14 protein-coding genes and 1 tRNA gene are annotated in these 26,967 nt (G+C 37.0%); 8 read left to right on the forward strand and 7 right to left on the reverse strand.

Annotation, left to right across the window (positions count from 1 at the left end):
- Positions 1-6: 6 nt before the first annotated feature.
- The 4 genes from C8D70_RS07510 to C8D70_RS07525 all read right to left on the reverse strand — a co-directional run bounded on the left by C8D70_RS07510 (position 7) and on the right by C8D70_RS07525 (position 9,732).
- Complete coding sequence (locus C8D70_RS07510) at positions 7-963, reverse strand: HlyD family secretion protein (RefSeq protein ID WP_076597300.1); 957 nt, start codon at positions 961-963, stop codon at positions 7-9.
- Positions 964-974: 11 nt separating this feature from the next.
- Positions 975-2,393: a TolC family protein gene (locus C8D70_RS07515; RefSeq protein ID WP_110366904.1), complete on the reverse strand. Its 1,419-nt coding sequence runs from the start codon at positions 2,391-2,393 to the stop codon at positions 975-977.
- A 753-nt stretch (positions 2,394-3,146) separates the two neighbouring features.
- A complete protein-coding gene (eco, locus tag C8D70_RS07520) occupies positions 3,147-3,635 on the reverse strand; it encodes a serine protease inhibitor ecotin (RefSeq protein WP_076597230.1) in 489 nt (162 codons plus the stop codon).
- A 154-nt stretch (positions 3,636-3,789) separates the two neighbouring features.
- Complete coding sequence (locus C8D70_RS07525) at positions 3,790-9,732, reverse strand: alpha-2-macroglobulin family protein (protein ID WP_110366905.1); 5,943 nt, start codon at positions 9,730-9,732, stop codon at positions 3,790-3,792.
- Between the two features lie 18 nt (positions 9,733-9,750).
- Here C8D70_RS07525 and C8D70_RS07530 point away from each other — a divergent pair, with 18 nt between their 5' ends.
- The 4 genes from C8D70_RS07530 to C8D70_RS20765 all read left to right on the forward strand — a co-directional run bounded on the left by C8D70_RS07530 (position 9,751) and on the right by C8D70_RS20765 (position 12,323).
- A complete protein-coding gene (locus C8D70_RS07530; RefSeq protein ID WP_076597228.1) occupies positions 9,751-10,506 on the forward strand; it encodes a hypothetical protein in 756 nt (251 codons plus the stop codon).
- A gap of 3 nt (positions 10,507-10,509) precedes the next feature.
- Complete coding sequence (recF, locus tag C8D70_RS07535) at positions 10,510-11,589, forward strand: DNA replication/repair protein RecF (protein ID WP_110366906.1); 1,080 nt, start codon at positions 10,510-10,512, stop codon at positions 11,587-11,589.
- A gap of 165 nt (positions 11,590-11,754) precedes the next feature.
- A complete protein-coding gene (locus C8D70_RS07540; protein ID WP_076597226.1) occupies positions 11,755-12,048 on the forward strand; it encodes a hypothetical protein in 294 nt (97 codons plus the stop codon).
- A 107-nt stretch (positions 12,049-12,155) separates the two neighbouring features.
- Positions 12,156-12,323: a hypothetical protein gene (locus tag C8D70_RS20765; RefSeq protein ID WP_170872094.1), complete on the forward strand. Its 168-nt coding sequence runs from the start codon at positions 12,156-12,158 to the stop codon at positions 12,321-12,323.
- A gap of 61 nt (positions 12,324-12,384) precedes the next feature.
- On the opposite strand, the gene C8D70_RS07550 is transcribed toward C8D70_RS20765, so the two are convergent.
- Genes C8D70_RS07550 through C8D70_RS07560 form a run of 3 tightly spaced genes read right to left on the reverse strand, consistent with a single transcriptional unit; the run spans position 12,385 to position 16,163 of the window.
- A complete protein-coding gene (locus C8D70_RS07550) occupies positions 12,385-14,415 on the reverse strand; it encodes a recombinase (RefSeq protein WP_110366908.1) in 2,031 nt (676 codons plus the stop codon).
- Between the two features lie 13 nt (positions 14,416-14,428).
- Positions 14,429-15,073, reverse strand: a complete 645-nt coding sequence (gene mtgA, locus C8D70_RS07555) for a monofunctional biosynthetic peptidoglycan transglycosylase (RefSeq protein ID WP_110366909.1) — start codon at positions 15,071-15,073, stop codon at positions 14,429-14,431.
- A gap of 43 nt (positions 15,074-15,116) precedes the next feature.
- On the reverse strand, positions 15,117-16,163 hold the full coding sequence (locus C8D70_RS07560; RefSeq protein ID WP_228408002.1) for an ABC transporter substrate-binding protein: 1,047 nt from the start codon (positions 16,161-16,163) through the stop codon (positions 15,117-15,119).
- Positions 16,164-16,222: 59 nt separating this feature from the next.
- Between C8D70_RS07560 and C8D70_RS07565 the strand changes: the two genes are divergently transcribed.
- From C8D70_RS07565 to C8D70_RS07580, 4 genes are all read left to right on the forward strand, one after another.
- Positions 16,223-16,296 (forward strand) — tRNA-Arg (locus tag C8D70_RS07565).
- Positions 16,297-16,827: 531 nt separating this feature from the next.
- On the forward strand, positions 16,828-21,450 hold the full coding sequence (locus C8D70_RS07570) for an FG-GAP-like repeat-containing protein (RefSeq protein WP_110366910.1): 4,623 nt from the start codon (positions 16,828-16,830) through the stop codon (positions 21,448-21,450).
- 760 nt (positions 21,451-22,210) lie between these two features.
- On the forward strand, positions 22,211-23,356 hold the full coding sequence (locus tag C8D70_RS07575; protein ID WP_076597221.1) for an FIST signal transduction protein: 1,146 nt from the start codon (positions 22,211-22,213) through the stop codon (positions 23,354-23,356).
- Between the two features lie 2 nt (positions 23,357-23,358).
- Positions 23,359-26,880 (forward strand): PAS domain S-box protein, encoded by a 3,522-nt coding sequence (locus C8D70_RS07580; protein WP_110366911.1) that lies wholly within the window; start codon positions 23,359-23,361, stop codon positions 26,878-26,880.
- The last annotated feature ends 87 nt before the right edge of the window (positions 26,881-26,967 follow it).

Below are 26,967 nucleotides of genomic sequence, written 5' to 3' on the forward strand. Positions count from 1 at the left end.
TTCAATTTATTTCAGGATTACATTGGCATTGACTAAAATACTTTTAGCCTTATTCATGTCTTTGGGTTTTACTTTGATCTCGTAGATCGCATCCTGTAACTGGTAGTCAGGGTAAGCTGTAGTGATATCCGCATATTTTGTCAGCTGTTTGATATACACGATAGTTCCTGTCAGGTTTTCTTTGTTGTAAACTACCTGCATGGTGACCTCCTGCCCTTTTTTGTATTTTGAAATAGCGCTTTCCGGAATGGTAAATCTGAAATAAGTACTTTCCGGAATATACCCGTTGAACAGTGCAAAACCAGCGGTTGCAAGCTCGCCGGTGTTTAAACTGATGGTTTCAATCTCCATATCATTGGTGGCAATAATATATCTTTCGGAATACGCTACGTTAGCTTCCTGCAAAGCTCCTTTGGCCTGTGAGGCCTGACCGGCTGCCATTTCTACTTTTTCGAAACGGGTTCCTCTTTTTACATCATCCAGTTCTGCAACTACAGCATCGTATTGAGCTTTTGCGCCTTGTAATTTTGCATAAATTTCGTCATGAGCCTGTGGAGACATTAAGCTGTCTCGGAACATATTATTGGCTCTTTTATAAGATTTCTGAGCAAATTCATACTGTTCCTTGAGTCCTTTATATTTGGCCTGAAGCTGCCTCATCTGATCGGCAGTAGCTCCGTTTTTGGCCATTTGTTCCTGAGCCGTCGCAGCGCTTACTGCACCTTGTGCCTGTGCAATTTTTGCAGAAACTTCCGGAACATCAAGCTGAGCAAGCGTATCTCCTTTTTTTACGGTCTGACCTTCGGAAACATATATTTTCAGAATCCTTCCGGTAACTTTAGGAGCAAAAGAAATCACATCCTTTTTAGTTTTTCCTTCCGGTTCTTTGATTTTTTCATTTTTTTTGTCACAGCTCCCCAATAAAAACAGAGCAGCGAAGAGTATAGATATATTTTTATGCATCATTTAAATTTTTAAGGGATTAAATAAAATTTGGTGATATCCAGTTCCTGGGTAGACCTCATCAGTTCTATTCCCGCTCTTCTCTGGTTGAAAATGGCATTCTGATATTCGAGTTCTGCAACTTCAAGATCATTTTCGGCATCAATAAGCTGTGAAGATTTACTCATTCCGTATCTGAATTCTTTTTCTGCCTGCACGAGTGCATTTTTTGCCAGCTCTTTTTCCTTAGCTTTCAGCGTAATCTGTGCAGAAGCAATATCATAATTGGTTTGATTATTGGCAAGATTCAATGTCAGTTTTTTCAAAGCATCTTCTTTCTGATTCTGTAATACTTCTTTTCCTACTTTGGCGGTTTCTTCTGCATGTTTTCCTTCTTTCCCGTCAAAAATTTCCCATTTAAAACCAACCCCTGCAGTAATCAATGGAAATACATTGATATTATTGGGTCTCCAATCCAGTTTTTTCCCTTCATATCCAAGAATGGGAACAGCTGGAATAACATTTTCTGAGGATTTTATTCTGTTTCCGTACAATCCGAAATAATAGGCAGAAGCCATCAGCTGTACTTTAGGAATCATCCATGTTCTTTCTGCTTTTATTTTATAGTCTGCAGCACTGATTCCATGTTCCAGAGCACGAATTTCGGCTCTTTGCTCTATCCCTTTTTCTGCAGCCAGCAATTCCACCGGAGATAATACAGGATCAATCATTCTGAGCCTTTCTCTGTTGATTCCGGTTAAAATATAAAGCTGGGTAAGAAGCAATTCTTTTTTCCCTTCATATTCTACCATTTTGGCATCTAAAGTAGCCTGGGCCAGCTCAATTTTCTTATGGTCATAAGGTGTTATCAAACCATAACCAAGGGCTTTATCGGCTGTTTTTCTGTTGATATCAAGCCTTTTTTTACTTTCATCGAGAACCTTTTTAGACTGATGAATCAGTGCGAGCTGATCATACGCTTTAGAAATAGTGGCAATCACCTCATCTTTTGTTTTCTCCAGAAGGATATCTTCAGACTTTTTCTTTTCCTCCACGGCTTTTTTCATGTATTTCACCTTTCCTCCTGAATACAGAAGCATTTTGGCATCTGCCTTGGCAATACCGGAAAAACCTGATACGTTGAAGTTATTATTGAAAGTCCCTTCGGGAATATTGATGAAGGGAGCAAGATTAAATTCGGGTGACGTCAGTCTTACTGTTCCGTTGAGATAACCTGCCTGGCCACTCAATTCCAATGTTGGAAGAAAGATATCTTTCAGTTTATGTTCATCAAGATCGGTAAGTTTGTTTTGGGTAATCTGCATTTTAAGGTTCGAGTCCCGAACCATCGCACTATCCAGAAGTTCTTTAAAATCCGGCGCAGACTGTGCCCAGCCAAAAGCGGGGAAAGCAAAAAAACTAAACGTAAAAATCAATAAATTGTTTTTCATGGTTTATGTTTACAACAAATATAATGCAAAAATTGTTAAAATCTTTAAAGATAATTCTACAATACAGTGAATTTAAACTAAGTTTAAAATTTGTTTAGATTTAAAACCCTGCAAAATAAAGTTTTGCCCAAAGCGTTTAAATGTTAATTAAAACTTAAAAAATTTTGAAAAAATAATTAGCTCTGCTTTTTTCATAGTCTTTTTATTGTATTTTTCTGAGGAAATAAAAGGGGTAAAACAAGGTTTTATTTGAAAAACTAAGTTTGAATTTTGGAAGATGACTCCCGAAGAAAGACAAACGAGTGGATAAACTTTGAAAATATATAATCTGCTCTCTGTCAAACTGAGTGTAAGTTTAGGCTAAAGCCAAAGGGGCTTAAATCTTTTAATTAAATGGGCTAAAGCCCATTTCTATTGAATAAAATTGGACTTATTCTCTTTATAAATTTTAAAAGCTGGATTTCTGCGGAACGATAAACGGAGTAAATAAACTTTGAAAAAACGATCTTTACTGCGAGAGATCATGTTCAATAGGAACGGACTTTAGTCCGTTTGGAAAAAAATTAAACTTCAATTGGCTTTAGCCAAAACCTAAAATACAACGCAGTGTTCGCAAAAGCATTGTTGATAGATTTGAATTCGTTCGCAAGGGCGTTTCACTTAGCAAAGAAATGACGAATTATTTTACCCTGAAAAAAACGAAAACTCCCCACATGCTGTGAGGAGTTTTCTGTATGATTATAATAAGCTGATTTATTTTTGAACTGCTTTTTTCATGGCAGCATCAGGACGCAGGATTCTGTAACGAACTTCGATATCTTTCGGTACATAGAATACCAATGGAAGTTTACTGTTGTATCTTACGATTTCAGGTTTTAGCGTGACGAATTTTTTAGTTGGTTTTTTATCCAGACAACCCATCAGTGTTCCTGCTGTTTCCCCGTTAGATTCTACTTCATAATAGTTGTATCCCCATCCCTGAAGATCCTGGGTTTTCATTTCTCCCATTAAGAAATAGTTGTTACAGTCTAACATTTTTTCAGCCCCCACAAAAAGCTCAACTTTTAAGTCGTTTTCATTTTTTGCTACGGGAAGCTGAATATATACTTGTTTATATCCTTCTTTTGCTTTTGGGAACATTTCAATTTGTAGTTTTTCAAACTTTTCTGCTTTCTTTTGTGCGAAAGCATTTATTCCAGCCATTAATACTAATCCTGTTATTAAAGTTTTAGAAAATTTCATCTTTTAATAATTTTTTTAATTGCTACTATATTAATTTCAAAAACCATTCCACAATTAAACGAATGTTTGAATTTTAGAATTAATTCTATTTTTACTGAAAATCCGGAAACAAAAAACTGCAGTAAAAGTTACTAGAGTTCTTTTTGTATATCCATTACTCTGAAATTGTCACATTACTTCCCTTTGTGTGAGCATTCATCTGGGGTGCGTAATAATTCTGCATGGTTGTAATTCCATTGGAGAATGTACCGGATGCATTGGCTACTACATCATACTCAAATATATATTTTCCTTTCGGCATATACTGAATATAGAAATTGGTAGAAGCATCTTTGGTCGACTGATAGTAGCCCAGATTATTTTTCCATTGATATCCGGATAATACATCTACAGGCTCAAATCCTGCTGCACGCATATCTTTAATATGAATAAACTCCATCGCTCTGTCTGTATTCAGAATCATCCTTACAGTTACCTTATCACCTACTTTCAACGGGGTTTCAGAAGAAATTTTCTGAAGCTCTTCTCCGTTTACCGTTTTCACTTTTTTATAAAGCTCTTTCGTTACAGAAATATAATTTTCAGAAGATTTAATTTTATCAAGATCCTCATAATACTGCCAGAACAATCCTCCCTGCACAATTCCGGGACCAGGTTTTGTAACCGTTACGGTGGCTAAATTTTTATCTATAGCTTCCGGTTTCACGGTTGATTTTACATAACCAGTTGCCTGTGTCTGAGGAGCCAGTTCTTTTCCACCCCAAACAATCGTTGCTTTATCACTTTCTGTACCCGTCCATGATTTTCCTGAATTCAAAATGGTAAAGATCACCTCAGCTGTTCCTCTTGAGCTTCCCCATGAGTTGACTTCTTTTTGGGTTACCAGCCAGATCTTCATATCTTCAATAAAAGATTGATCATTAGCTTTCAATTTGTTGAAGGCTTCCAGTGCTCCGGCATGGTTAACTACTTTGGAACCAAACCATCCCCAGTCATTCAGGTTTTGTTTCCAGTAGACCCCTTGTGTTTTGGTATCTGTGGAAGTTTCTTTAAGGTAAGTCATTAACTTATCTGACACCTCTTTCAGACCATAATCGTTCATCAATAATGCCGCGCGGTGAAGCCCGAAGAATGTAAAGTCGTTGATCTTAGCTGTCTTTGCTTTTTGCTTTACCAGCATTTTCAGGGTAGCTCCTTTTCCTTTTAAAGGATATTGCTGCTCCCAATAGTTTCTGGTATCAAGATAATCGATCGCCCAGTTGTTCCAGACATTGTCTTTTTTCACATCATAATATTTGGCCACTTCATTGTCTACATACTGAATCAATTTTGCTACCAGAACTTTCTGATCAGCACTTTGATAGTCTTTCACATTATCTTTTAACCATGAATTGATTTTTCCTAAGTTTTTAAGGATATACAATGACGTTCCGTAAGAACTTGGGTAGCCGGGATACCATGAGAATCCACCGTCAGGATTTTGTAGTTTTTTGAAATCATCCCAATCCTGATTAATGGAGTTTTTCATCGTGTTAACATCAAACAGCAATGCCAGCTTTTGCATCTGCTCGCCTTCATTTTTGCTTTCCAATACCCAAGGAGTTTCTTCAAGCAATAACTGTTTCAACTCCTGATTTTTTTCCAGATTTGACTGTAATAGTCCTTTGTTCTGATATTCTTCAAAAACCGTTTTCATTTTCGGATTGGCTTTGAAAATTTCTGAAGCCAGCACATCAGCAAACCATTTATTAAAGATAACATCCGCAGAATTGTTCTGATCATTTTTCAGACCTGGAAGCGCAAACATGATCTCCCAGATCGGATTAGTTGTCAGTTCCAACGTATTGGAAACATTGGAAGCCGTTGTAGATGTATTATTTTTAAGATTATCTAATACAAATGTTTTGGTTTCGCCTTCTTTCACAAAAACCGGAACAGCATCCGTCACAAGCATTCTGTTAGGCAATACAGCAATGGCCTGCTGTTCTCCGTCAGAATAAGCTCCTGCTTTGGCCACCACTTTGAAAATAACAGAAGAAACATCATCCGGAACCTTTAATTTCCATGTTAATGCACTGCTTCCGTTTTCGTTCAGACTGAAGTTTTGTACTCCGGAAGTGACTCCAAACTTCGAAGAAATATTTTCATTGGTAAAGGCATCCAGAATCTGTAATTCGGCAGAACCATTTAGTTTTTTATCGGTAAGATTGGATAATTTCGACTGTAGATTCAGTTCATCTCCTTCTCTTAAAAATCTAGGATAATTTGGCGTTACTGAGAATTCTTTCTGCGTTACCACTTCTTTTTCCAGGGTAGCTGCTCTTGCATCTTTGGTGTGGGCAAGGAACATCAGTTTCCATTTTGTCAGTGCTTCCGGAGAGGTGAACTCGAAGCTTACATTACCTTCTATATCGGTTTTTAGATCTGGATAGAAAAATGCTGTTTCATTCAGGTTTTGACGAACAGCTACTTTATCCAAGTCTTTCTCTACATCAACAGAGCCAGGAACGTCTGTATATCTTTTTCTCTTCTCTTCCGTCAATTGTCTTCCTGAATCAAGGAGATCAATCGCACTATCATTCAATACCACAGCTTCTTTTGCCACGGCAGCTCTTGCTGTTTTAAATTTGGCACCAGCAATTGGTGACGGAGGAGATGCATACGCAGGAGCTTTCACTCCTTCCTGATTGCTAAATCCTACTATAGTTTCCCTTGAAATTGAATAATAATTTCCATCAAACCAGTTAAACTGAGGAACAGTTATATATCTGTCTTCAAAATACTTTAATCTCTTCTGATAGTTTTGCTGCTGCAGATAATTTCTGATTCCATAAGAAGTCACCATTACAAATGGAGTATATAATTTTCTCCAGCTGTACGTGTTTTTAGCAAACTGATCCAAAGATATATCATACATATTCGCTAATACCTCGGCATTGATCTTTTCCTTGTCATTTCCGGTAACTTTTACCGTCCATTTTTCCTTAGCGTTAGGTTCAAGCTTATCTCTGAAGGTTACGGTTTCAATTTTTAAAGGTTTTTCTGTGTCTTTTATTTTTAAGGAAACAGATTCTGTATTCACATCATTAAATGCTACCAGCTGAAACTGAAGATTCAGCTCTGAAACACTTTTATCTTTAGGAATTTCAGCCGTATATTCTAATATTCCGTTTTTCATCTGACGAACTTCTGAAATCGTTTTTCCGGAGCCGTCCTGAACAAAAACATTCACCAATGCATCAGGAACTGCTGAGTAAACATAAACTTTTGCTTTTTCTCCTCTTGATAATTCTTCTTTTGGAGCGATCACTGTAAGAAATGTTTTTTGATTGGGTTTTAAAGCTGTTTTATCCCAAACACTGAAATACTGTGAAGTTTTGATGGTATCTTTTCCTTCCCTATTGAAAAGTTCAAGTTCATAATCTCCTGTTTCCAGTTTTCCTAAATCAAGATTCGTTGAAAGCTGAGCATTGTCAGCGGATGGCTGCTGCTGTCTTTCAACTAATACTTTCTCAGTTTTCCAGTTTTTAATTTCGTCATTTTTATCAAAAAGATCATGTGGGAATTTGCTGATGAATTCTTCTTTTGAATATTTCGGCAAGTTCTGAACATCAGATTTGAAATTATCTCTGAAAATTCTTTCCGGAGCCTTCAGTTTGGATAGTTTAACCTGATAAGGTTTCTTAAGATTCTGATCATTATAATTTTTGGTTTCCACCTTCAATTTCACGTTTTCGTCAGTAAAAATATTAGTGATATTTTCTGCCTGAATGTAATGAGAAACTGACGCTACTTTCAATTGGGTATCTGCGGACTGCGTTTCTCCATTGATGTCTGTCACAGAGGCATTGATGGCATAATTATCAATCTGTATGCCTTCCAGCTTTTCATCTTTTTTAAGTTCTAAACGAATTGTGAATTCTCCTTTCTCGTTGGTTTTTGCTTCGCCTAAAATTGAATTTTCATTATCATCATTCTGCGGATACCAGCTGAAGTATCTCCATCTGATATTCTGTTTTTTGATTTCATAATTCACTGTGCTATTGCTCAGCGGAACACCGGAGAACATGACAGCTTTTCCTTTCAGTTCTATAGTCTGACCGTATTTGTACTCCTCTTTAACAGGGTCAAAGGTTACTTCAAACTTTGGTCTTTTGTATTCTTCTACCCTGAAATTTTTATATCCTGTGCTTTCTCCTTCTATTCTCAGATAAAAGTTTCCGTTCAGTTTCCCTTTTGGAAGAATAAAACTTCCATGATAAGAACCAAATTCATTGGTAGTAAATTCCTGTGAAGAAACCTCTTCACTATTGGTATTCAATAAAGTGATTTTTTGTTTTAATCCTGAAAGAACAGCTTCCACCTCCTTGTTGATTCTGGTATTGATCACTTTGAAATAAACAGTCTGCCCGGGACGGTAAATTCCTCTGTCTACAAAAATCTGAGCGGTTGAACGCGTTTGTTTATTTGGATTATAATCATCAGCATAGCCTCTGTTTCCATACACCTGCATGATCTGGAAATCATTTGTTTTAGGCTGTTGGATCAGGAAAGTTCTGTAATATTCTTTGCTGTCTGTAGCAGGAAGCTTAAATACTCCGCTGGCACTGGTTGTTCCCTCAATTTTAGTTAGAGTTTTATTGGAAACAAATTCATAAAATCGAAGACCTTCATTGGCTAAAGGCTTACCATTCTCACTATTAACTAATTTCAGTTCGTCAGAAAGAGGCTTTCTGTCTGTTTTGGACTGATAAATTATTCTGTTCCCGGAAACCAGAAAGTAAAAATTCTGTCTGGAGTCAGTATCTTTCATATCTGCTCCTGCAACGGTAAATTCTGCCACATATACTCCTGAAGGAAGTGGCTTCACTTCCAGAGAACTTGTATGGCTCTGATAATCTTTGGGATCCGGAAGCTGAAATTTTTCCTTTCTTACCAGATTCTTTTTTAGATTTCCGAAAGTATTGGAATAAGAGTTCTGAACGTATTGAAGCAGTGACGTAAAATCCTCTTTTACTTCATAAATATTCAGGGTAAATTCTGATACATTCTTATATTGTGCAACAAAATGAATGGGCAGATTATTCTGAGTCTGAGATTCATATTTTAAATTCAGAAATGGATTGACAATCTGAGCTTCTTTGCTTTTAATATTCTCCAGAAAAAGAGATTTTGGATATTCACTTTTAGCTTGTGCAGCCAATGCAAGAGCTTCTTTAGACTTCTTCTGATTAGTAAGCTCATCCATGACATCTCCCATAATCATTACTTTATAATCTCCTTCTACATTAGATTTCAAAAGATTCTGAAGCTGCTGAAGTTTATCCTTACAATGATTGAAGCTACAGTTTTCCGTGATCTTTTCTCTCATGAAATACAGCCTTGAATTTCCTGTATTCTGCCCGATCAGTTCATCATAAGTTGCATTGATTGTTGTACGGTTGGCAGCCAGTTCATTTCTGGTGAAAATATTGTTTTCAGATAAAAATCCTATTTTCTTTACGCCATACCAATCTGATAATGTCGGGAAATAAGCGATATCTCCAGCTTCTGAAAAGATATTCTTATACTTTTCCAGGGAAATCTTTTTCATTTCAGGCTTCTCCTGATCAAGTTCCTGATAGTTTTTAGTCAGATAATTTTTAAAATCCAGCTTACTCCAGGTTTCAATCTGTGAAACGTCCTGCGAGTTGATATTGGTTCTTCCGTTTATTTTCCATGCATTCTGGTTGTAATAATCCATGAAAAAACCATTAAGCAGAACTTTAAATATAAGTTTTCCCTCTCCCTTTATTTTCCCTTCTGCATTTTTAAGTTTTTTGAAAAACCGGGAAGCATCATCATTCTGATCATCGTCCACTGTCTGGTTCACAATACTGAATTCCGCTTTCAGAGAACGGATCAGCTCGAAGGCATTATTTTCTTTCATGGCTTGTTTTTGTATGTCTAAAATAATGGGAAGATTAGATTTGTAGGCTCCTTTTGTACTGTTTTCAGCTACTTTTTTCCATTGGGTATCGTAATATTTCTGTGCGGACACCGTTGAAAAGCTCAGCATTATAAGCAAAAGCAGAAAAATCTTGGAAAATCTTTTCATATATATTAATTTTGATAAATGAACATTTTAAAAATACTGAAAAAAACCGTCATAGACAGTCAGCTTTATGTCTCCCTTATGGGAACTCTTTTTGCAGTATTTTTCATGAAAGAGCAAAACACATTCCGTTTCCCTACCTTTGCACTAATTTTCATTACTTATTTCAGTGGTTATCTGTATACTAAATACCAATACACCAAACACTTTTTCAAAATAGTGATCATGAATGCCATTGCAGGAATTGTCTGCGCTTTTTTAATCATTCATAATCATAATGAAATAAGACTTTTAAAATGGTTTATTATTGTTGTGCTGGGACTACTTTATAATAGCTTTTTTCTTGATGTTTATATCCGGAAAATCCCTTTACTGAAAGTTTTCTACGTAGGATTGGTGTGGGCATTGGTCAACTGCTGGCTTACCCTTCCTGAATTCAGTATACCTATTTTTCTGATCAGTTTTTTCTTTATTACGGCTCTAGTACTTCCCTTTGATATCCGGGATATGAATAGTGATACGGTAAAAACCTTTCCTATGCTGATAGGTATTGATAACACCAAATACATTGCCTACACCCTTGTTTTCATCAGTACTATCATTGGGATCTTCTATCTTGAATTTCAGTATGCCTTCGCATTTTTTATGGCAAGCATTATAACTTATATTCTCATCTATTTCTCTGATAATAAAAGAGATGACGCTTATTTCTCATTCGGAGTGGAAACTTGTTCCGCACTTCCTTTTTTATTTTTAGTAATAATGGAGTATTTTTGACGAATGATTATTAAGAAGCTTTCCCTCTACAATTTCAAAAACCACTCTGAGAAAAAATTTGAATTTTCCCCGCAAATCAACTGTTTTGTGGGAAATAACGGTATGGGAAAGACCAATATTCTGGATGCCCTGCATTATTTATCCGTAGGAAAAAGCTTTTTAGGAAATACTGACCTCAACAATATTAAACAAGAGGAAGACTTTTTTACCATTGATGCTGAAATTCAGAATGAAGACAATGAAGATATCATCAGAATCACTCAGCCTAAAGAAGCTAAAAAGGTCATCAAAAAGAATGATAAAAGCTATGACAGGCTTGCAGATCATATCGGGTATTTGCCAAGTGTTATGATTTCTCCCTATGATTCTAATCTTATTTCGGATTCCGGGGAAAGCAGGCGTAAGTTTCTGGATGCTATGATTTCTCAAACGGATTCAGAATATCTTTTTGATCTTATTCAGTATCAGAAAACCATCCAGCAGCGAAATGCCTTACTGAAATATTTTGCCAAAAACAGAACATGGGATAAAGATTCTCTGGAAATCTATGATGACCCGATCACCAGATTTGGAACAAAAATATTTAAGAAAAGAAAAGATTTTGTAGAACAGCTCAATCCTATTGTTCAGAATTTCTATCAGATTATTTCCGGTGGAAAAGAAACAGTATCTGTTATTTACGAATCACATCTGCTGGAGGATTCTTTTGAAAATCTTTTAAAGGAAAGTCTTGAAAAAGACCGTATGCTTACTTATACTTCGAAAGGAATTCATAAAGATGATCTTCTTTTTGAAATGGATCATGTATTAATCAAGAAAATCGGTTCTCAGGGACAGCAGAAATCTTTCCTGATCTCTTTAAAGCTGGCTCAGATGAGTCTTGTAAAAGAGCTCACCAAAAAGACTCCTATCCTGTTGCTTGATGATATCTTTGATAAGCTTGATGATACCAGGGTTTCACAATTGATTGAGCTGGTTAATAAAGAAAGTTTCGGACAGATTTTTATCACAGATACTCATAGAGAACGTACAGAAAATGTGGTAAAGAAAATCAATGAAGAGAGTATAATTTTTGAGGTTTAACCATCAAAAGGTTCTGAAACCAAAATTTATAATTAAAAATCATAAAATATTTAAATCTGATTCTCCAAATTATAGATTTTTTTATCTTAACTTATCATTCGAAACATATCCCAAGCCACGTAACTCAAAAACCCGAATCACGACTATGAAACCCGCACTACGACTATGAAGAAGAAAAAACGTGAATATCAATCCTCTGAGCTGGTAAAATCTTTTGCCAGAATTTATGGTTTTGAAGATAAACTTGTGGCTTTTGACATCAAAGACTTCCTTGAAGAATATCTTGATGAAAGTCTTTTCAAAGAAATCAGAAGTGTCAATATAGAAAATGAATGTATCGTAATCAAAATTGATTCTCCTTTATTGAAACATGATTTTAAGATGCGAAAGAGCTTCTATCTCAAGAAATTTCAGGATAAATTCGGAGCGGATAAATTTAAAGACCTTCAGATTTTATAATATTAAAACAGTTGAATGGTTAAAATAATTCACTAAAATTGAAATTATTTTGTTCCATGCAATATATTATGTATTTTAGTGAAGATTTAATATTAAATATTTTTACCATGAAAAAATCAATTGCATCAAAAAAACTAACAAGAAAAACTTTAAGAACAATACAAGGAGGTGGTATCGGAGAAATCTGCTGTGCCGTAAGCTGTGCTAACGAGAACGAATGTGTTTACTGGACAACTTTACCTACAAAATGTCCGTTACTTCCTATTTGTCTTTAAAAGTAACTTATAACGATAGAAAAATGCTACCTGAGGGTAGCATTTTTTATTTTAAATACCATTAATCTTTTTCTGATTTATTGGAAATCGTACTGCTCATCAGATCATCTGCTTTTTTATCCAGTCCGGATTGTAATGGAAGGAAGAATTTCAGCGGATGTTTCGTAAAATATCTGAAAATCTCTTTATAGATTTCACTTACCTGGCCAAAGTTCATCTTTCTTGACCTGAATGCCAGGAACATTGACAAACTGAAACTTACCAGGAAGTTGAAGAAACCAATCAGAAATACTGTTACAAAAGACATCCAGAATGTATAAGAATCTACAGAAAAATCTTTTCCATATAGTCCTAAGGCAAAGTTACCGGCTGCGAAGGTAATGTGTCTGATATCCAGATCCAGCCCGAAGAACATTCCGACCGGAGCAGTTGCTCCAAGGAAAACCCCAAACCAGAAATTAGAAATGATTCCCGGCCAGTTTTTAGCATAATATTTCGAAAGTCCTTTTGCGAATTTTTTTCCGAAAAAGCTTCTGATGGAAAGGTTTTTGGCAATTCTTTCCGGAATCTGATAAAACACAGAGTTATTCCCGATATTCCCGGAAATGATCCCGGAAATAAAAAGGTAGAATCCGGCAATACTTGCGTGAAGAATAGCTTTTGATTTAAAAGGATCAAGATCTTTTAACAATTTATCAGAACGTTCTACAGCAAGATTTTGTGAGAAAAACACATCCAATCCGTAAATAATGGCAAGAGCCACCGGAAAAGCGAGCAACACATTCCCTACAAAGGCAATAAACTGACTTCTGAATAATTTGGAGACCAAATGGGCAAATTCCGTGTTGTTTCTTTGGGCATTGCCTTCTTCGGATAATACTTTTGTCATCGTGGCAGCTGTCATTGCAGGCTGTTTTGTAGCAAGGGTAAAGCCCATCAGATAAATCATCACAAATCCCATTGCATAATTCATGGAATACAAAAAGGCATGTGAAAAATCACTTCCGGGAATATATCCGTAAAGCATTTTCAAAACACAAAGTGCTCCTACAATAATTCCACCGCCACTCGCTTTGTAGAACATGGTCATATATTCCTTACGGGTAGAGGTAATATAATGAGTACCAGTTTCTGCAGTATGATTGGTAATAAGGTGAGAAATCAGCCGCGTGCTGTCATTAATCAGGTCTGAGATATTATTTTTGTGAGACTTATAATTCAGAATATTAAAAATCAACTGTTTAGACTTTATCTGAACATCTTCATCTGTATCAATAACCAATAACTGAGTAATTTCATATATTCTTTCCGTCTGCTGACGAATTTTTAACAGGGATTGATTAATCTTTCCTGAAATACCATATTTGGCTGAATTTTTAAAAGCAATACTCACAAACTCCTGGCATTGCTCTGCATAGATTTTGATCTGCTTAAATCTGCTGTCTTTTGAATGCAGCTGTAATTCAGGGTCTTTTACCAGATCATCCGCTAATGTTTCCAGCTCATTCTGAAGAGCAAGAAACGGATTGTCTAAATTTCTGTATTGAGGTGCCATTCTTACTACTTCCACTTCCATCGCCATTCCTGTTACCCTCCAGGAAAGGATGTTCATTGAGAAAATAAGTTCCTTTTTAACGTTAGGGCGGATAATAAAATCCGAAGCTCCCAACATGTTTAAAAATTCATTAATCTCATTTTCAGGAAGATTATGCAGGTATTTCAAATCCTTTTTCGGTCTCATACTGACGTTATCGATCATGTACCACACCGTGTTTTCGTTTTCAACGGGTGGAAGAACCTTGTTCAGTATTCTTTTCTTAAGTTCCGGGAAAAAGGCATTTTCTGAAAGAATATTCGCTTCCGTCAGGGAAAGGTTGAAAGGTCTTTCTCTAAAAATATTATGGATATAATACTTAAAGTTGTCCGCAAAATTAGGATTGCTTCTGAAGAAATTGAGCACATCTGTGAAGTCCGCCTCTTTTACAGTCTCCAGAAACTCCGCAAAGGGTTCTAAAGAAAGAGTTTCGTTCTTAAAAGAAAAATATTTTTTAAGAACTGACTCAAAATTTGTGCTGGAATTAAAGAATTTCATTAGGACAAAGATACTATTTCAAACTCACATTCCTCATCTGTCTCATAATCCAATTATGTTTCTTTCTTAGATATGGAGATGGGTTTTTAGGATCATACTTCTTTGGATTAGGCAATACAGCAGCAATCCAGGCTGCATCTGAGGTACTTAAATCTTTGGATGATTTTCCAAAATAATATTGAGCAGCAGCCTCTACACCAAATACTCCCTGCCCCATTTCTATGGAATTCAGGTATCTTTCCAGGATAATATCCTTAGTCCATACTTTCTCGATGATGAAAGTATACACAGCTTCAAGCCCCTTTCTCACCCAGCTTCTGCCCTGCCATAGAAATACATTCTTTGCTGTTTGCTGGGAAATGGTGCTTCCTCCTCTTATTTTTTTGCCTTTCTCATTATATTTCATGGCTTTTTCGATGGCTGTATAATCGAAACCGTCATGATCAAAAAATTTCTGGTCTTCCGAGGCTATTACGGCCTTTTTCACATTATTTCCCATTTCATCATAGGAAATATAATCTCTATGCAGTTTTCCATATTCAAAAAGCCCTCCTATCTGGGTAAGTGTAATGGGCGGATTAAAGAATCTACCCCAGATAATGAAAACTACATTCAAAACAAGAATGATGAAGATAAGCTGTTTAATTTTTTTCCACATAACTTGATAAAAAGGAAAGACAAAAATAAGCAAATAGTACGAGTTACTGCAATTCTTTCATATAAGTAAGCTGATAATCCGGTAAAAGTTCCGGATGGAAGATCTTAATGTAATCTTTAAGGATCAAGTCTGCTCTTACCACGCCACTTTCGAAGAAATCATTGGCTTTCAGTTTTTCTTTTCCCGCAATGGTATACATTTTCCCTTTATTGAACACATCCAGCTTCCCATAGAAAGGATTCATGCCCAGCATTTCTTTTTTCGAAGCATGACTTCCTGCATTTACCCAGTACTCAACTCCTCCTGCTTTGGCATAAACTTCCTCAAAGCTCATTGTCAATGCTTTTTCATCTTTATTATCCTTCATGATATAATTAGCGTTGGCATCCGAAATATAATGAGCCACGGAAGTATTTCCTCCCGGAAGATACCAAACATCTCCATACATTTCATTGGCAAGTACAACAGGTTTTTCTTTTGCTTTTGACGCAAGCTGTTTCAGATCGCTGTAACTTTTTTCAACTTCCTGATATTTAGCTTCTGCTTCTTTTTCTTTTCCTAAAAGTTCTCCGAAAATTTTGATATAAGCTGTTTTTTCCAAAGGTTTCTGTTCCATGTATTCATCCAGAAATATCACCTGAATACCATTATTCTTTAAAAGCTCATAAGTATTGTCAAAACTTGCAATATGATTGGTAAAAATAGCATCCGGTTTCATAGAGATAATTTTTTCCACATCATATTTCTGTTCGCTTCCTACATTCTGAATTTTTCCTTCTTTAATCAGATTCTGAATTTTTTCTGAATAAATATACTCCGGACTGGAAACTCCTATAATTAAATTTTCTGCTCCAAGCTCCGAAATATAGCCGGCCATACTTGCATTCAACAGGATTATTTTCTTGAAAGGTGTTTGATTTTGCTTAAAGTTATAAGTAAAATTCCCCGATTTCAGTTCCAGGATACCATCATGTTCCTTAAATTGGGTGCGGTTTGAGATATTTGTCCAGTCTGAGGACGAAATTTTTGATTCTCTTTTACAGGCAATTAGCGAGAAGACCGTGAATAAAAGTAAAATTTTCTGTTTCATGTTTCAAAGAACGGAAAAAAGTGGTATATTTGCAACCGTTAATCAAGAAGATAACAAAAGGCCTCGTGGCGCAACTGAATAGCGCATCTGATTACGGCTCAGAAGGTTACAGGTTTGAATCCTGTCGAGGTCACAAGACCGACATTTGAAGATTTTACTCTTCAATGTCGGTTTTTTTTATTTCCTAATCCGTTATTATACTGGTAGATACACTGAGCAACAATATTCATTTTAGGTGTTTGAAAACTTTTTCCGTCAAATTCTACTTTTTAGGGAAAGCAACCTTTTCATTAAGTAAATTGATCTCTTTTGAAATTGACTTTCTCTTAAATTCTATATCGCAAGTGAACTGTTTATAGTTATCTAAAAATATTTCTTTCATAAGCTCTTTGATAATTGGATTGTATTCCAGTTTAAAAATTTCCGTTTTAAAGAGTTCGTTTAATTTGTCCGGATCAAATCTGAATCAGCATTTGTAATGACATCTATAATAGTAAATAGATTATACATAGCATTTCAGATAGATTTTCCAAAAAATGAAAAAAGTCTATATTTTGGAATTTTCTTCCTTGAAACACGCATATGTAAATACTTGATATACAGTATTTTAAAAATTCAAGCATATCTGTTGATTATCGTTTAATATGTTAAATAATTATCAGCTATGAAAAATTTATTCTTTTTATTTATTCTTTTTTTAGGGATAAATGATCTTTACGCAACAGGGGAACCTTCCACTTATTTTCAGATCTACGTTCCTCCGAATAATGACGCAGTGCAGAGAAATGTCTGTCTGATTGTGACCGCCATCTACGATGATACTGAATTTAATATTATTGATGATGGTGCGGACGGAGATACGGATGATTCCAAGTCAGGGATCTTAAAAGCAGGACAGAGTTATGTTCTCTACATCAAGGACAACGGTATCAATGATGATGCCCGGTATGCTTCCGGTGGCGTTTTAAAATGGGACGGAGATTATTTTATCGTAAAATCCAATAAACTGGTGTATGCCTCCCAAAGCACGAACAGCGACTGGCAGCATGACTGGATTCCGAGCGTGGATAAGAGTTCTATAGGACAGAAATTTATTGTATATGCTCCAATGATATCATCTTCTAACAGAGACATCAATGTATTTGCGTATCAAAATAATACGGTTATCGATTTTTATAAAATTTCTACCCAGCCCAAAACCAATACGGGATTTACCGATGTCAATGCAGAAAATGCAGTGAAGGTCTTTTCCAAAACGATAAACGTAGGCCAGGATTTAATTTATAACTCTGCGGAAGGAAGGGATGCAATGATATCCGGAGAAACCTATATGCTGATCGCTAACAAGCCCGTAACCATGCAGTATGGTGCCTTATTCGGAAATGAACGGGACGGTGGCGGCTATGTTCCTACCTCCAATGGAAGTTCTTCCGGAGAACTGATGTATTTCACTGTTCCCTACCAGGCGGCGGGTGAGCAGGAAATCAGGATCGTCAGTTGGGACAACGCCAATACGGTAAATCTGGATCGTTATGTGAACGGGAATTGGGTCTCCGTGAAAACCTTCTCCCTTAACCGATTGGCCGCGGGAGACTGGGTGGGAAAATCCAATGGGAATGTTTCTTATCCCACCGTTTTCAGAATTAGCTGCTCAGCAGGGAAAAAAGTGTCTGTTTTTGAAGGAAACTGGTTTGAAACTGGTTCTCCCGGCACCTCCGATATGGCAACGATGGTCTCTTCCGAAAGCGGAACAACAGCAGGGAAAAACTTCCTAACGTATATTGCGCCTCCGGGAAATGAAATCAATGTCACCAACCCGCTGACGGGTTCAAAGTACAATGGTTCCTTTTCTCATCTGTATTTGTTCTCAAAGTCAGGCGCTACCGTAACTGTAAAAGATGCTTTAACAAATGGAACAAAATTCAGCAAAACATTTACCATTGCACCTGAAAAGTATGCCGACTGCTCTATAAGTCTAACTGAATGGAAAGCATTTTATAACGGGACAGGAACACCTTCCGGATCGGAAAGACCGTATTTAATCGTTCAAAGCAATAATGATATTGCCGTGATGAACAGCAATTTCAATGATAACTGGATGTGTTATACGGGAAGCTCACTGGGACATTCTTTCACCCAGACAAGCATTGTTAGTGATGACACACTGATCCCTGCCGAACAGGCGACCGTGATCTCTCAAATCAAAACCAGCGGAGAAGTAACCACACCCTCAGTTGAGGTTATCGTACAGGAAGGGCTGAAAGTGGTCGAATCCAAATTGATCAATCCCAATCAATCCCAAACACAGGGGACTGTTACAGAACTCAATGACAAAACAACGGTAACATACAATAATTTGCCGACCCTCCAACCCAATTCCACATATAAGGTTGAAACAAAAGTGGTGGCCACCGTGGGAGCCAATAATGGGGAATTGGTAGGGACTACCCTTAATACGACCGTAGAAACCGTTATTACCGGAAAGGTGAATGGAGAGACGCAGCAATCTACTATAGCCAATTCAGTCTCTGTACAGACCTCCAATACCTCCAAGCTTATATTTTCACGGTTGGATAATCCATTATTTGATTCTTTTACCACCAACTCCTGGACGATCAGCTGGGTAGACATCAATAATGACGGATACGACGATCTTTATGTGACAGATATGGGACTTACCGCACCTAATTTGATCTTTATGAATAATAAAACAGGAGGTTTTACCGCCGGACAGACTTTACCTGAGGATGGCGTATCGATGAGCAGTACATGGGCAGATGTGGACAATGATGGGGATGAAGACCTTCTGGTTCTTAATAATACAAGAAACCCTAATAAATTCTACAGAAATGATAACGGAACTTTGGTAGCAGACAATACCAAATCTTTCACCCAGGATGTTTCTTATTACCACGGCGGTGCCTTTGCGGATTATGATAATGATAACAAAGCGGATGTATTTATGTGTAATTATTTCCCAACAAAATACAACGAACTGCACCGAAATAACAACACGGGAAGTTTTGTAAAAGAAGCTACAGATGCTATTCCACTGGAAGCTAACTCTTCTCTTGGACCAACCTGGGCAGATTACGATCAGGATGGATTAATGGATCTGTTTGTGCCTAATGGTATTGGCAGTAAAAATTCTTTATTCCATAACGACGGGAACGGTACTTTTTCCAAGAAAAACAATATCATCAACCAGGAAGGGGGAAAATCCGTGGGAAGCTGCTGGGGAGATATTGATAATGACGGCGATTTAGATTTATTTGTTACCAATTCCAATACAACTACCAATTTCCTGTATAAAAATTTAGGAAACGGAAATTTTCAGAAAGTGACCAATTCTGTTGTTAATCAGGGAGGTAGTTCTCACGGATGCAGCTTTGCAGATATTGACAATGACGGAGATCTGGATCTATTTGTCACCAATGATAAGATCAGAAAGTTTCTTTATTTTAACGATGGAAACGGAAATTTCACCGAAAACAGAGATGAAGCTATTACCTACAACTTCGGGCTTTCTTTTGGTCATGCCTGGAGCGATTATGATCATGACGGAGATTTAGACCTGGCAGTGGCAACGCATTCCAATCAGAAAAATCATATTTTTGTCAACAACGGAAATACCAATAAATGGATTGAAATTAATTTAAAAGCCACTGAGAGCAACGGCTCTGCCATCGGAACAAAAATATTTGTTGAAACCGGAACCAAAACGCAGATGAGAGAGGTGAACAGCCAAAGTGGTTTTGGAGGACAAAGCAGTTATACGCAGCATTTTGGTTTAGGAAATGCCACAGCAATTAACAGCATCACTGTGAAATGGGCAAGCGGAATTATCCAGAAAATAAATAATGTTTCGGTCAATCAGATCCTAGAAATCATTGAACCTCAACAGCTAAAAGTAAAAGGGATCGTATATTTTGACAGCAACAATGACGGGGTAAAACAAGACACTGAGCCAACTGTCTCAAGAGCTGCCATAAAAGTGGTGCCCACAAACGCCAAAGTATATTCGAATGATGCAGGAACGTTCAGCTTTTATACCACTCAAAATAATGTAGAGTTACAGATCTTAGCAGAAAACGGACTGAATGCAGGGTCTAAACTATTTGATCTGACCAATTATCAGGCTTCACAGCAAATATACATTCCTGCAACGTCTGCCTGCAATAATACAGATTTGAAAATCAATATGGGAGGAACTGCCATCAGAAAAGGTTATACCAATAATCAATTTAAAATAGTGGTGAGCAATCAGTCTCGGAATGTTTCTGCTTCCAGCGTGCTGAATTTTGTAGTTCCTTCAACAGTAAGCATCTCGAGTCCTTCCTCTCCTATTACACAACAGGAAACATTTGTAGTAAATGCTAAAAATTATACAAGATATTCCTGGGCTTTGGGAGCGCTGAATCCTTTCAATAACAAGGTGATAAGCTTTATGACAGGTACAGGTGCATCAGTTTTGATTAATGATGAACTTGAATTCAAAGGTGAAATTGTAAATGCTTCCACAGACTGCAATCTGGAAGACAATACATTGATCCAAAAATACAATGTGTACGGCGCAATAGACCCCAACGATATTTTGGTTTATCCTAAAGGTTACGGCGAAGAAGGTTATATTCTGCCTGATCAAATGCTTACCTATACTATAAGATTTGAAAATGTAGGGAATTTTGCTGCCCAAAATGTATCGATTGTTGACACAATGCCGCAGGAACTCGATATGAATACCTTCAAAATAGTCTCTACAAGCCACGATAATATTTCGACGGAAATTGTTGGCAATAAGGTTACTTTCAAATGGGAAAACGTATTCCTGCCTCCTACTGAAAAAGATTCAAAAGCATCCCAAGGATATGTAACATTCACTGTTCTTCCTAAAAAAGGCCTGGCTGAAGAAACAAAAATTATTAACAGCGCTGTTATTGCCTTTGATGATGAAAAAACAATGAGAACCAACACCGTAACCAATACAATCCAGTCCAAAGCAAGAGAAGAAGAACTTACGGTTGTCCAGCTGTATCCGAATCCGGTAAATGATGTCGCCTTTATAAGACTGGAACACCGAAAAGGTTCAGAATATACAAGAAAACAAATCGTAAAGGCTGATGTTTTCGATCTTAATGGTGTCCGCATTTTAGAGAAGAATTTCAGCCCGTCAGAAGAAGTGAGAATTGATCTTCCATTGGAAATTAAAGGCTATTATCTGCTGAAGGTTACCGACTCGGAAAATAAATCCTACACAAGGAAAATGCTGGTCAAATTTAAAAGATAATTCAGATTCTTTCGTTTTCCTAATCAAATCGGACCATAAAGGAACGGGAGTTGAAAATATAAACCATCGAAAAAGTTAGACCAAAATAGTTTAACCCTTCAATACCAAACCATTCGAAATTTCGGATGGTTTTTTTACCTCTCAGGTAGATCATCACCGGTAGGAAGATCAAATTTATCCGGGTAGTAATTTCCTTAGTAGATTTACAGTGCCAATCAAAATATTTCAATAATTAAGTTCCTTCCTGCAAACACAGCCTTTCCTTTTTAATCGCCTGCATTTTTGACAGACAGAATAAAGCAAATTATACGGAAAAATATATTTATTTCTTGAAAAGAGTACTGATTCATAAAAGATCTTGCGCTACTGTGATTTAATGAATTACACATCGGAAGGTCATAAAATTTAAAAACATTCTAAAATAAACCATTATTGATATTTAATAAAATAAAAAATGTCATTATATGAAGAAAAACTATTATTTTTAAGAGTATATTTTTAACACACCACAATGACCAAAATATTCTTAGTTGATGATGATGTTTTTACAGCCCCGATAAGGAGTCTGAAGTCTTACCTGATCAGCAAAAAACACTCAAGGAATACACAACAGAAATTATTCTTCATTTTCTAATCAAAAATAACAATGATGTCATCAAGACTGCAAAGATTCTTAATATAAGCAAATTAACGATCTATAACCTGATGAACAATGCTGAAACCAAAAAATTAAAAAACTAAAAAAAAACAAATAATAACTATGAAAGTCGCCAAATTACTTTTTTCAGACGGAGAATGGATTACTGAAAGGAATGATGAAAACCTTGACTATCATAAGGCTCAGTTGATCCTTGGATATGGTGCCAGGGCCATTATTGAGAAGAGTGATTTCTTTTTGCTTTTAAAGAAGAAATTCCCCAATGCCGATATTGCGCTGTCCTCTTCTTCCGGAGAAATATTTTCCAATGAAGTACATGATAACACGATTGCATTGACCGCCATTGGTTTTTCAAGATCACAGATCAAAAGTACACAGATCGATATTGAAGATTTCCAAAACAGTTTTGACGCAGGCTGCGCATTGATGCAAAACCTTGACAAAGAAGATCTGAAATGGGTCTTTGTACTGTCCGACGGAAGCAAGGTCAATGGAAGTCAGCTCGTAGAAGGCATCAACAAGATACGTCCACCCCATGTATTGGTGTCAGGTGGATTGGCAGGAGACGGAGATCGTTTTGAAAAAACATCCGTAGGTCTCAACCAGACACCAAAGCCCAATAAAATAGTGGCAATTGGCTTTTACGGTGATCATCTGGAATTATCCCACTCTTCCTGTGGAGGCTGGGAAAGTTTTGGATTGGAAAGAACCGTTACCCAATCATATAATAATATTCTGTATGAGATAGACCATAAAAATGCACTGGACCTTTACAAAAAATATCTTGGAAAATATGCCGAAGAACTGCCTGGCTCTGCCCTGCTCTTCCCTTTGTCTATAAGGTCTTCAGAAGATGACACTCACGTGGTAAGAACAATCCTGTCCATCAATGAAAAAAACAATATGATGATTTTCGCCGGTGATCTACCTGAAGGGGGCAAAGTAAGATTTATGAAGGCTAATATGGACAGATTAACCGATGCTGCCAGTGCCGCCGCAAAAGAATGTCTTGAAATAAATCGTAATCACAGCCCCAAAATGGCTGTCATCATCAGTTGTGTGGGAAGGAAACTGGTTCTGGGCGAACGCATCAGCGAGGAGGTGGAAATAGTGAGAGACATCTTTGGTCCGCAGACAATGATCTCAGGTTTTTATTCCTATGGAGAAATTTCTCCATTGAAGCCGTTTGATGACTGTGTACTTCACAACCAGACCATTACCATTACTACATTAAATGAAACAGAATAATTATGGAACCCGAGTTTCACAATCTGCTCAACAGACAGATCAACAAACATCTTACAGAAGAGTGTAAGTCTCATCCGCAATTCAAAAATTTCATTCGCGCAGTCAATCAGTCTTATAAATCTTTTGAAAGAGATAAAGAACTGATGAATCATGCATTCAAACAAAGCGAGGAGGAATACCTGGATCTCTACCAGGATCTTAAAAATGAGAACGAGCTCAAACAGAAATCGATCTCCAGCCTTTATGAGTTTATAAAAATTCTTGATCCCTCCGTTGAAAATCAGGATTCTGAAGATCTTACTGAATTGTCATCTTACGTTAAAGAGTTATTGAAAAAAAGAATTTTCCTACAGGAACAGCTTAATAAGCAGCTTGATTTCCAGCATCTTCTCATGGATATTTCTTCAGAATATATTAATATCCCGATCGAAAAAGTGTCGGAAAGCATTCAGAAGTCCCTCCAGGAAATGTCTGAATTTGTAAAGGCAGACAGGGCATATATTTTCAAATACGACTTTTCAAAAGGTACCTGCTCAAATATTTTTGAATACTGTAATGAAGGGGTAAGTCCGCAAATAGAAAATCTCCAGGATATGCCTTTGGAAATGATCAGTGAATGGGTGGAAATTAATAAAAAAGGAGAAACCATCTACTATCCCAATGTCCAGGAATTGCCGGAAAGCGATCTTAAGGGCATTTTACTGGAGCAGGATATCAAAAGCCTGCTGGTCATTCCTGCAATGCTGCAAAATGAATGTCTGGGCTTTGTAGGTTTTGATTTCGTTAAGAATCATCACCAGGTATCCGATACCGAAAAGAATCTTCTTACCATCTTCACACAGGTTCTTGTGAACGTGAGAGAACGTATTTTTCTTGAAAGGGATCTATCGAAAACTGTGCAGATCTTGAAGAAACTACTGGCTAATCTACAGTTCGGAATATTAATGGAAGATGAAAAAAGAAAAATCGTTTTCACCAATAATCTGTTCTGCAGGATGTTCAATATCCCGGTTTCTTCAGATGATATGATTGGCGCAGACTGCACTAACTCTGCGGAGCAGTCTAAAGCTCTCTTTAAAAACGAAGCATACTTTGTGCAGAGAATTAATGAAATCCTTAAGAAGAGAGAGCTGGTTACCAATGAACTTTTGGAAACAAAAGACGGCAGGTTTCTCGAAAGAGATTATATCCCCATCTTTATTAATGACCATTACAAAGGGCATCTCTGGAAATATAATGATATAACAGAACGTGTCATCACCCAAAATCTTCTGAAACAAAGTGAGGAACGCCACAGAATGATCATGGATTCCGCCATGAATGCTATTATTATCACCGACCAGAAAGGCAAGATTACATTCTGGAACAGAAGTGCAGCATCAACTTTCGGATGGACCGAAAAAGAGATGGAAGGTCAGCAGATCAATGACAAGATTATTCCCAAAACGGAAAACATACCTTTCAGATCTATGCTCAACAAACAACTGGAGCGCAATGTGATTAAAGCTAACGGAGAACAGCTAACAGTGGAAATGTCAGTTATTGAAGTGGTGCAGAATAGTGACAAACATTATTGTTATTTTCTAAAAGACATTTCCGAAAGAAAAAAAGCGGAGGATCATTTGAAAAGACAGGAGGAAAAATACCGGAATATTATTGCCAATATGAATCTGGGGCTGCTGGAAGTAGACAACAACGAGACCATTCGTTATGCCAATCAGAGCTTTTGCAATGTATCCGGCTACGATGCAGATGAGTTAATCGGCAAAAATCCTATGCTTTTATTTTTACATGATGACCATAATTTTGAGTTTGTCAAAGAGCAAATCCAATTGCGCAAAAAAGGGGTTTCAAGTGTGTATCAGATGCCTGTAAAAAACAAGCGAGGTGAAATCAGATGGTGGGCGATCAGCGGCGCACCTAATTATGATGACAACGGCAATCAGCTCGGGTCTATAGGAATCCATCTCGATATCACAGACCAGAAAAAACTGGAAGAAGACCTGATGCAGGAAAAGGCCAATGCGCTTGAAGCTTCAAAGGCAAAAGAAGTTTTTCTGGCCAATATGAGCCACGAGATCAGAACACCCCTGAATGCCATCATCGGTTTTTTACGGGAGCTGAAAAGACTTGAACTTACCAACACTCAGAGGCAGTTTGTAGACAACAGCTATAATGCCTCGGAGCATCTTCTTTCCATCATCAACAATATTCTGGACATTTCCAAAATAGAATCCGGTGAGATGACCCTGGACAACCATAGCTTCTCTCTTGCAGAAAGTATTAAGAAAGTGATCACAATCTTAAGCCCGAAAGCTAAGCAGAAAAAGATAAAACTGGAAACTCAATTCCCGGAAAATCTTTCTTCTGAACTGAAAGGAGACTCTTTGAAGATCGAGCAGATCTTATTCAATATAGTTGGTAATTCGCTGAAGTTTACGAATAAAGGAAAAATAACCATCACGTGTAAAGTGCTCAAAGATTTTAAAAATTATCAGCACGTTTCTATCTGTATTACCGACACAGGGATCGGAATGACTGAAGATTATATAAAGCATATTTTTAAAAAATTCAATCAGGAAGACAGCTCGGTCTCAAGAAAATACGGAGGTACCGGGCTTGGTATGGCAATTACAAAGCAGCTGATTGGCCTTATGAAGGGAGAAATACAGATCAAAAGCGAAAAAAATGTAGGAACAGAGATCACGATACTCTTAAATCTCGATAAAGGTAAAGAAAATTGCCCTTCAAAAAATATCAAACAGGCAGAGGATATTTCTGTAAAAGAAACCAGAGTTCTTCTGGTGGAAGACAATGAGCTTAATCAGCTGGTTGCAGAACGATCGCTTACCTACTTCGGATGCCGGGTTACCAAGGCAGACAACGGAAGGATGGCATTAGAAATCCTTTCGAAGCAGGAATTTGATATTATACTGATGGATATTCAGATGCCGGAGCTGGATGGAATAGAGACCACCAAGATCCTGAGGAATGAACTGGGATGTACAACCCCTATCATTGCCCTCACCGCAAATGCTTTTAAAACTGAAATTGACAACTGCATTTCAGCAGGAATGAACGCCTATGTCACCAAACCTTTCAATGAAGAAGATCTTCTCGAGATAATCTACCAATATACAAGAAGCGAAAAAACAACCAACATTAATTCATCTGATATGAGCGAAATAGTATATGATCTTAAAAATATTCAGGCACTAAGCCGCGGAGACAATGATTTCGTAAAAAAAATGATTTCCATATTCATCACGCAGACCGAAGAAACAATGCCTTTGATTGAAAACGCATTCATTAACAAAGATAATGCAGAGATTGCAAGGCTCGTCCACAAAATCAAGCCGGGCATACAAGGTATCGGAATCTATTCTTTAGACGAAAGCGTTAAAAGGCTTGAGATCGATGCGAAGGAAATGACAGAAGAGCTTCCTGTACTTTATCATCATTTTATGGAAATAAGGAAAACTTTGGAAACTGCTGTTCAGCAATTGAAACTCGAACTGGACTGAGGAATTTGTAAAATACGGAATTAACCTATGAATCTGGAAAATATATTTGTTTAAAAATAAAGAGCTACGATCCTAATCATGAATACA

Origin of the sequence: Chryseobacterium sp. CBTAP 102 (assembly GCF_003201365.1) — a bacterium.
Classification (GTDB): domain Bacteria; phylum Bacteroidota; class Bacteroidia; order Flavobacteriales; family Weeksellaceae; genus Chryseobacterium; species Chryseobacterium candidae.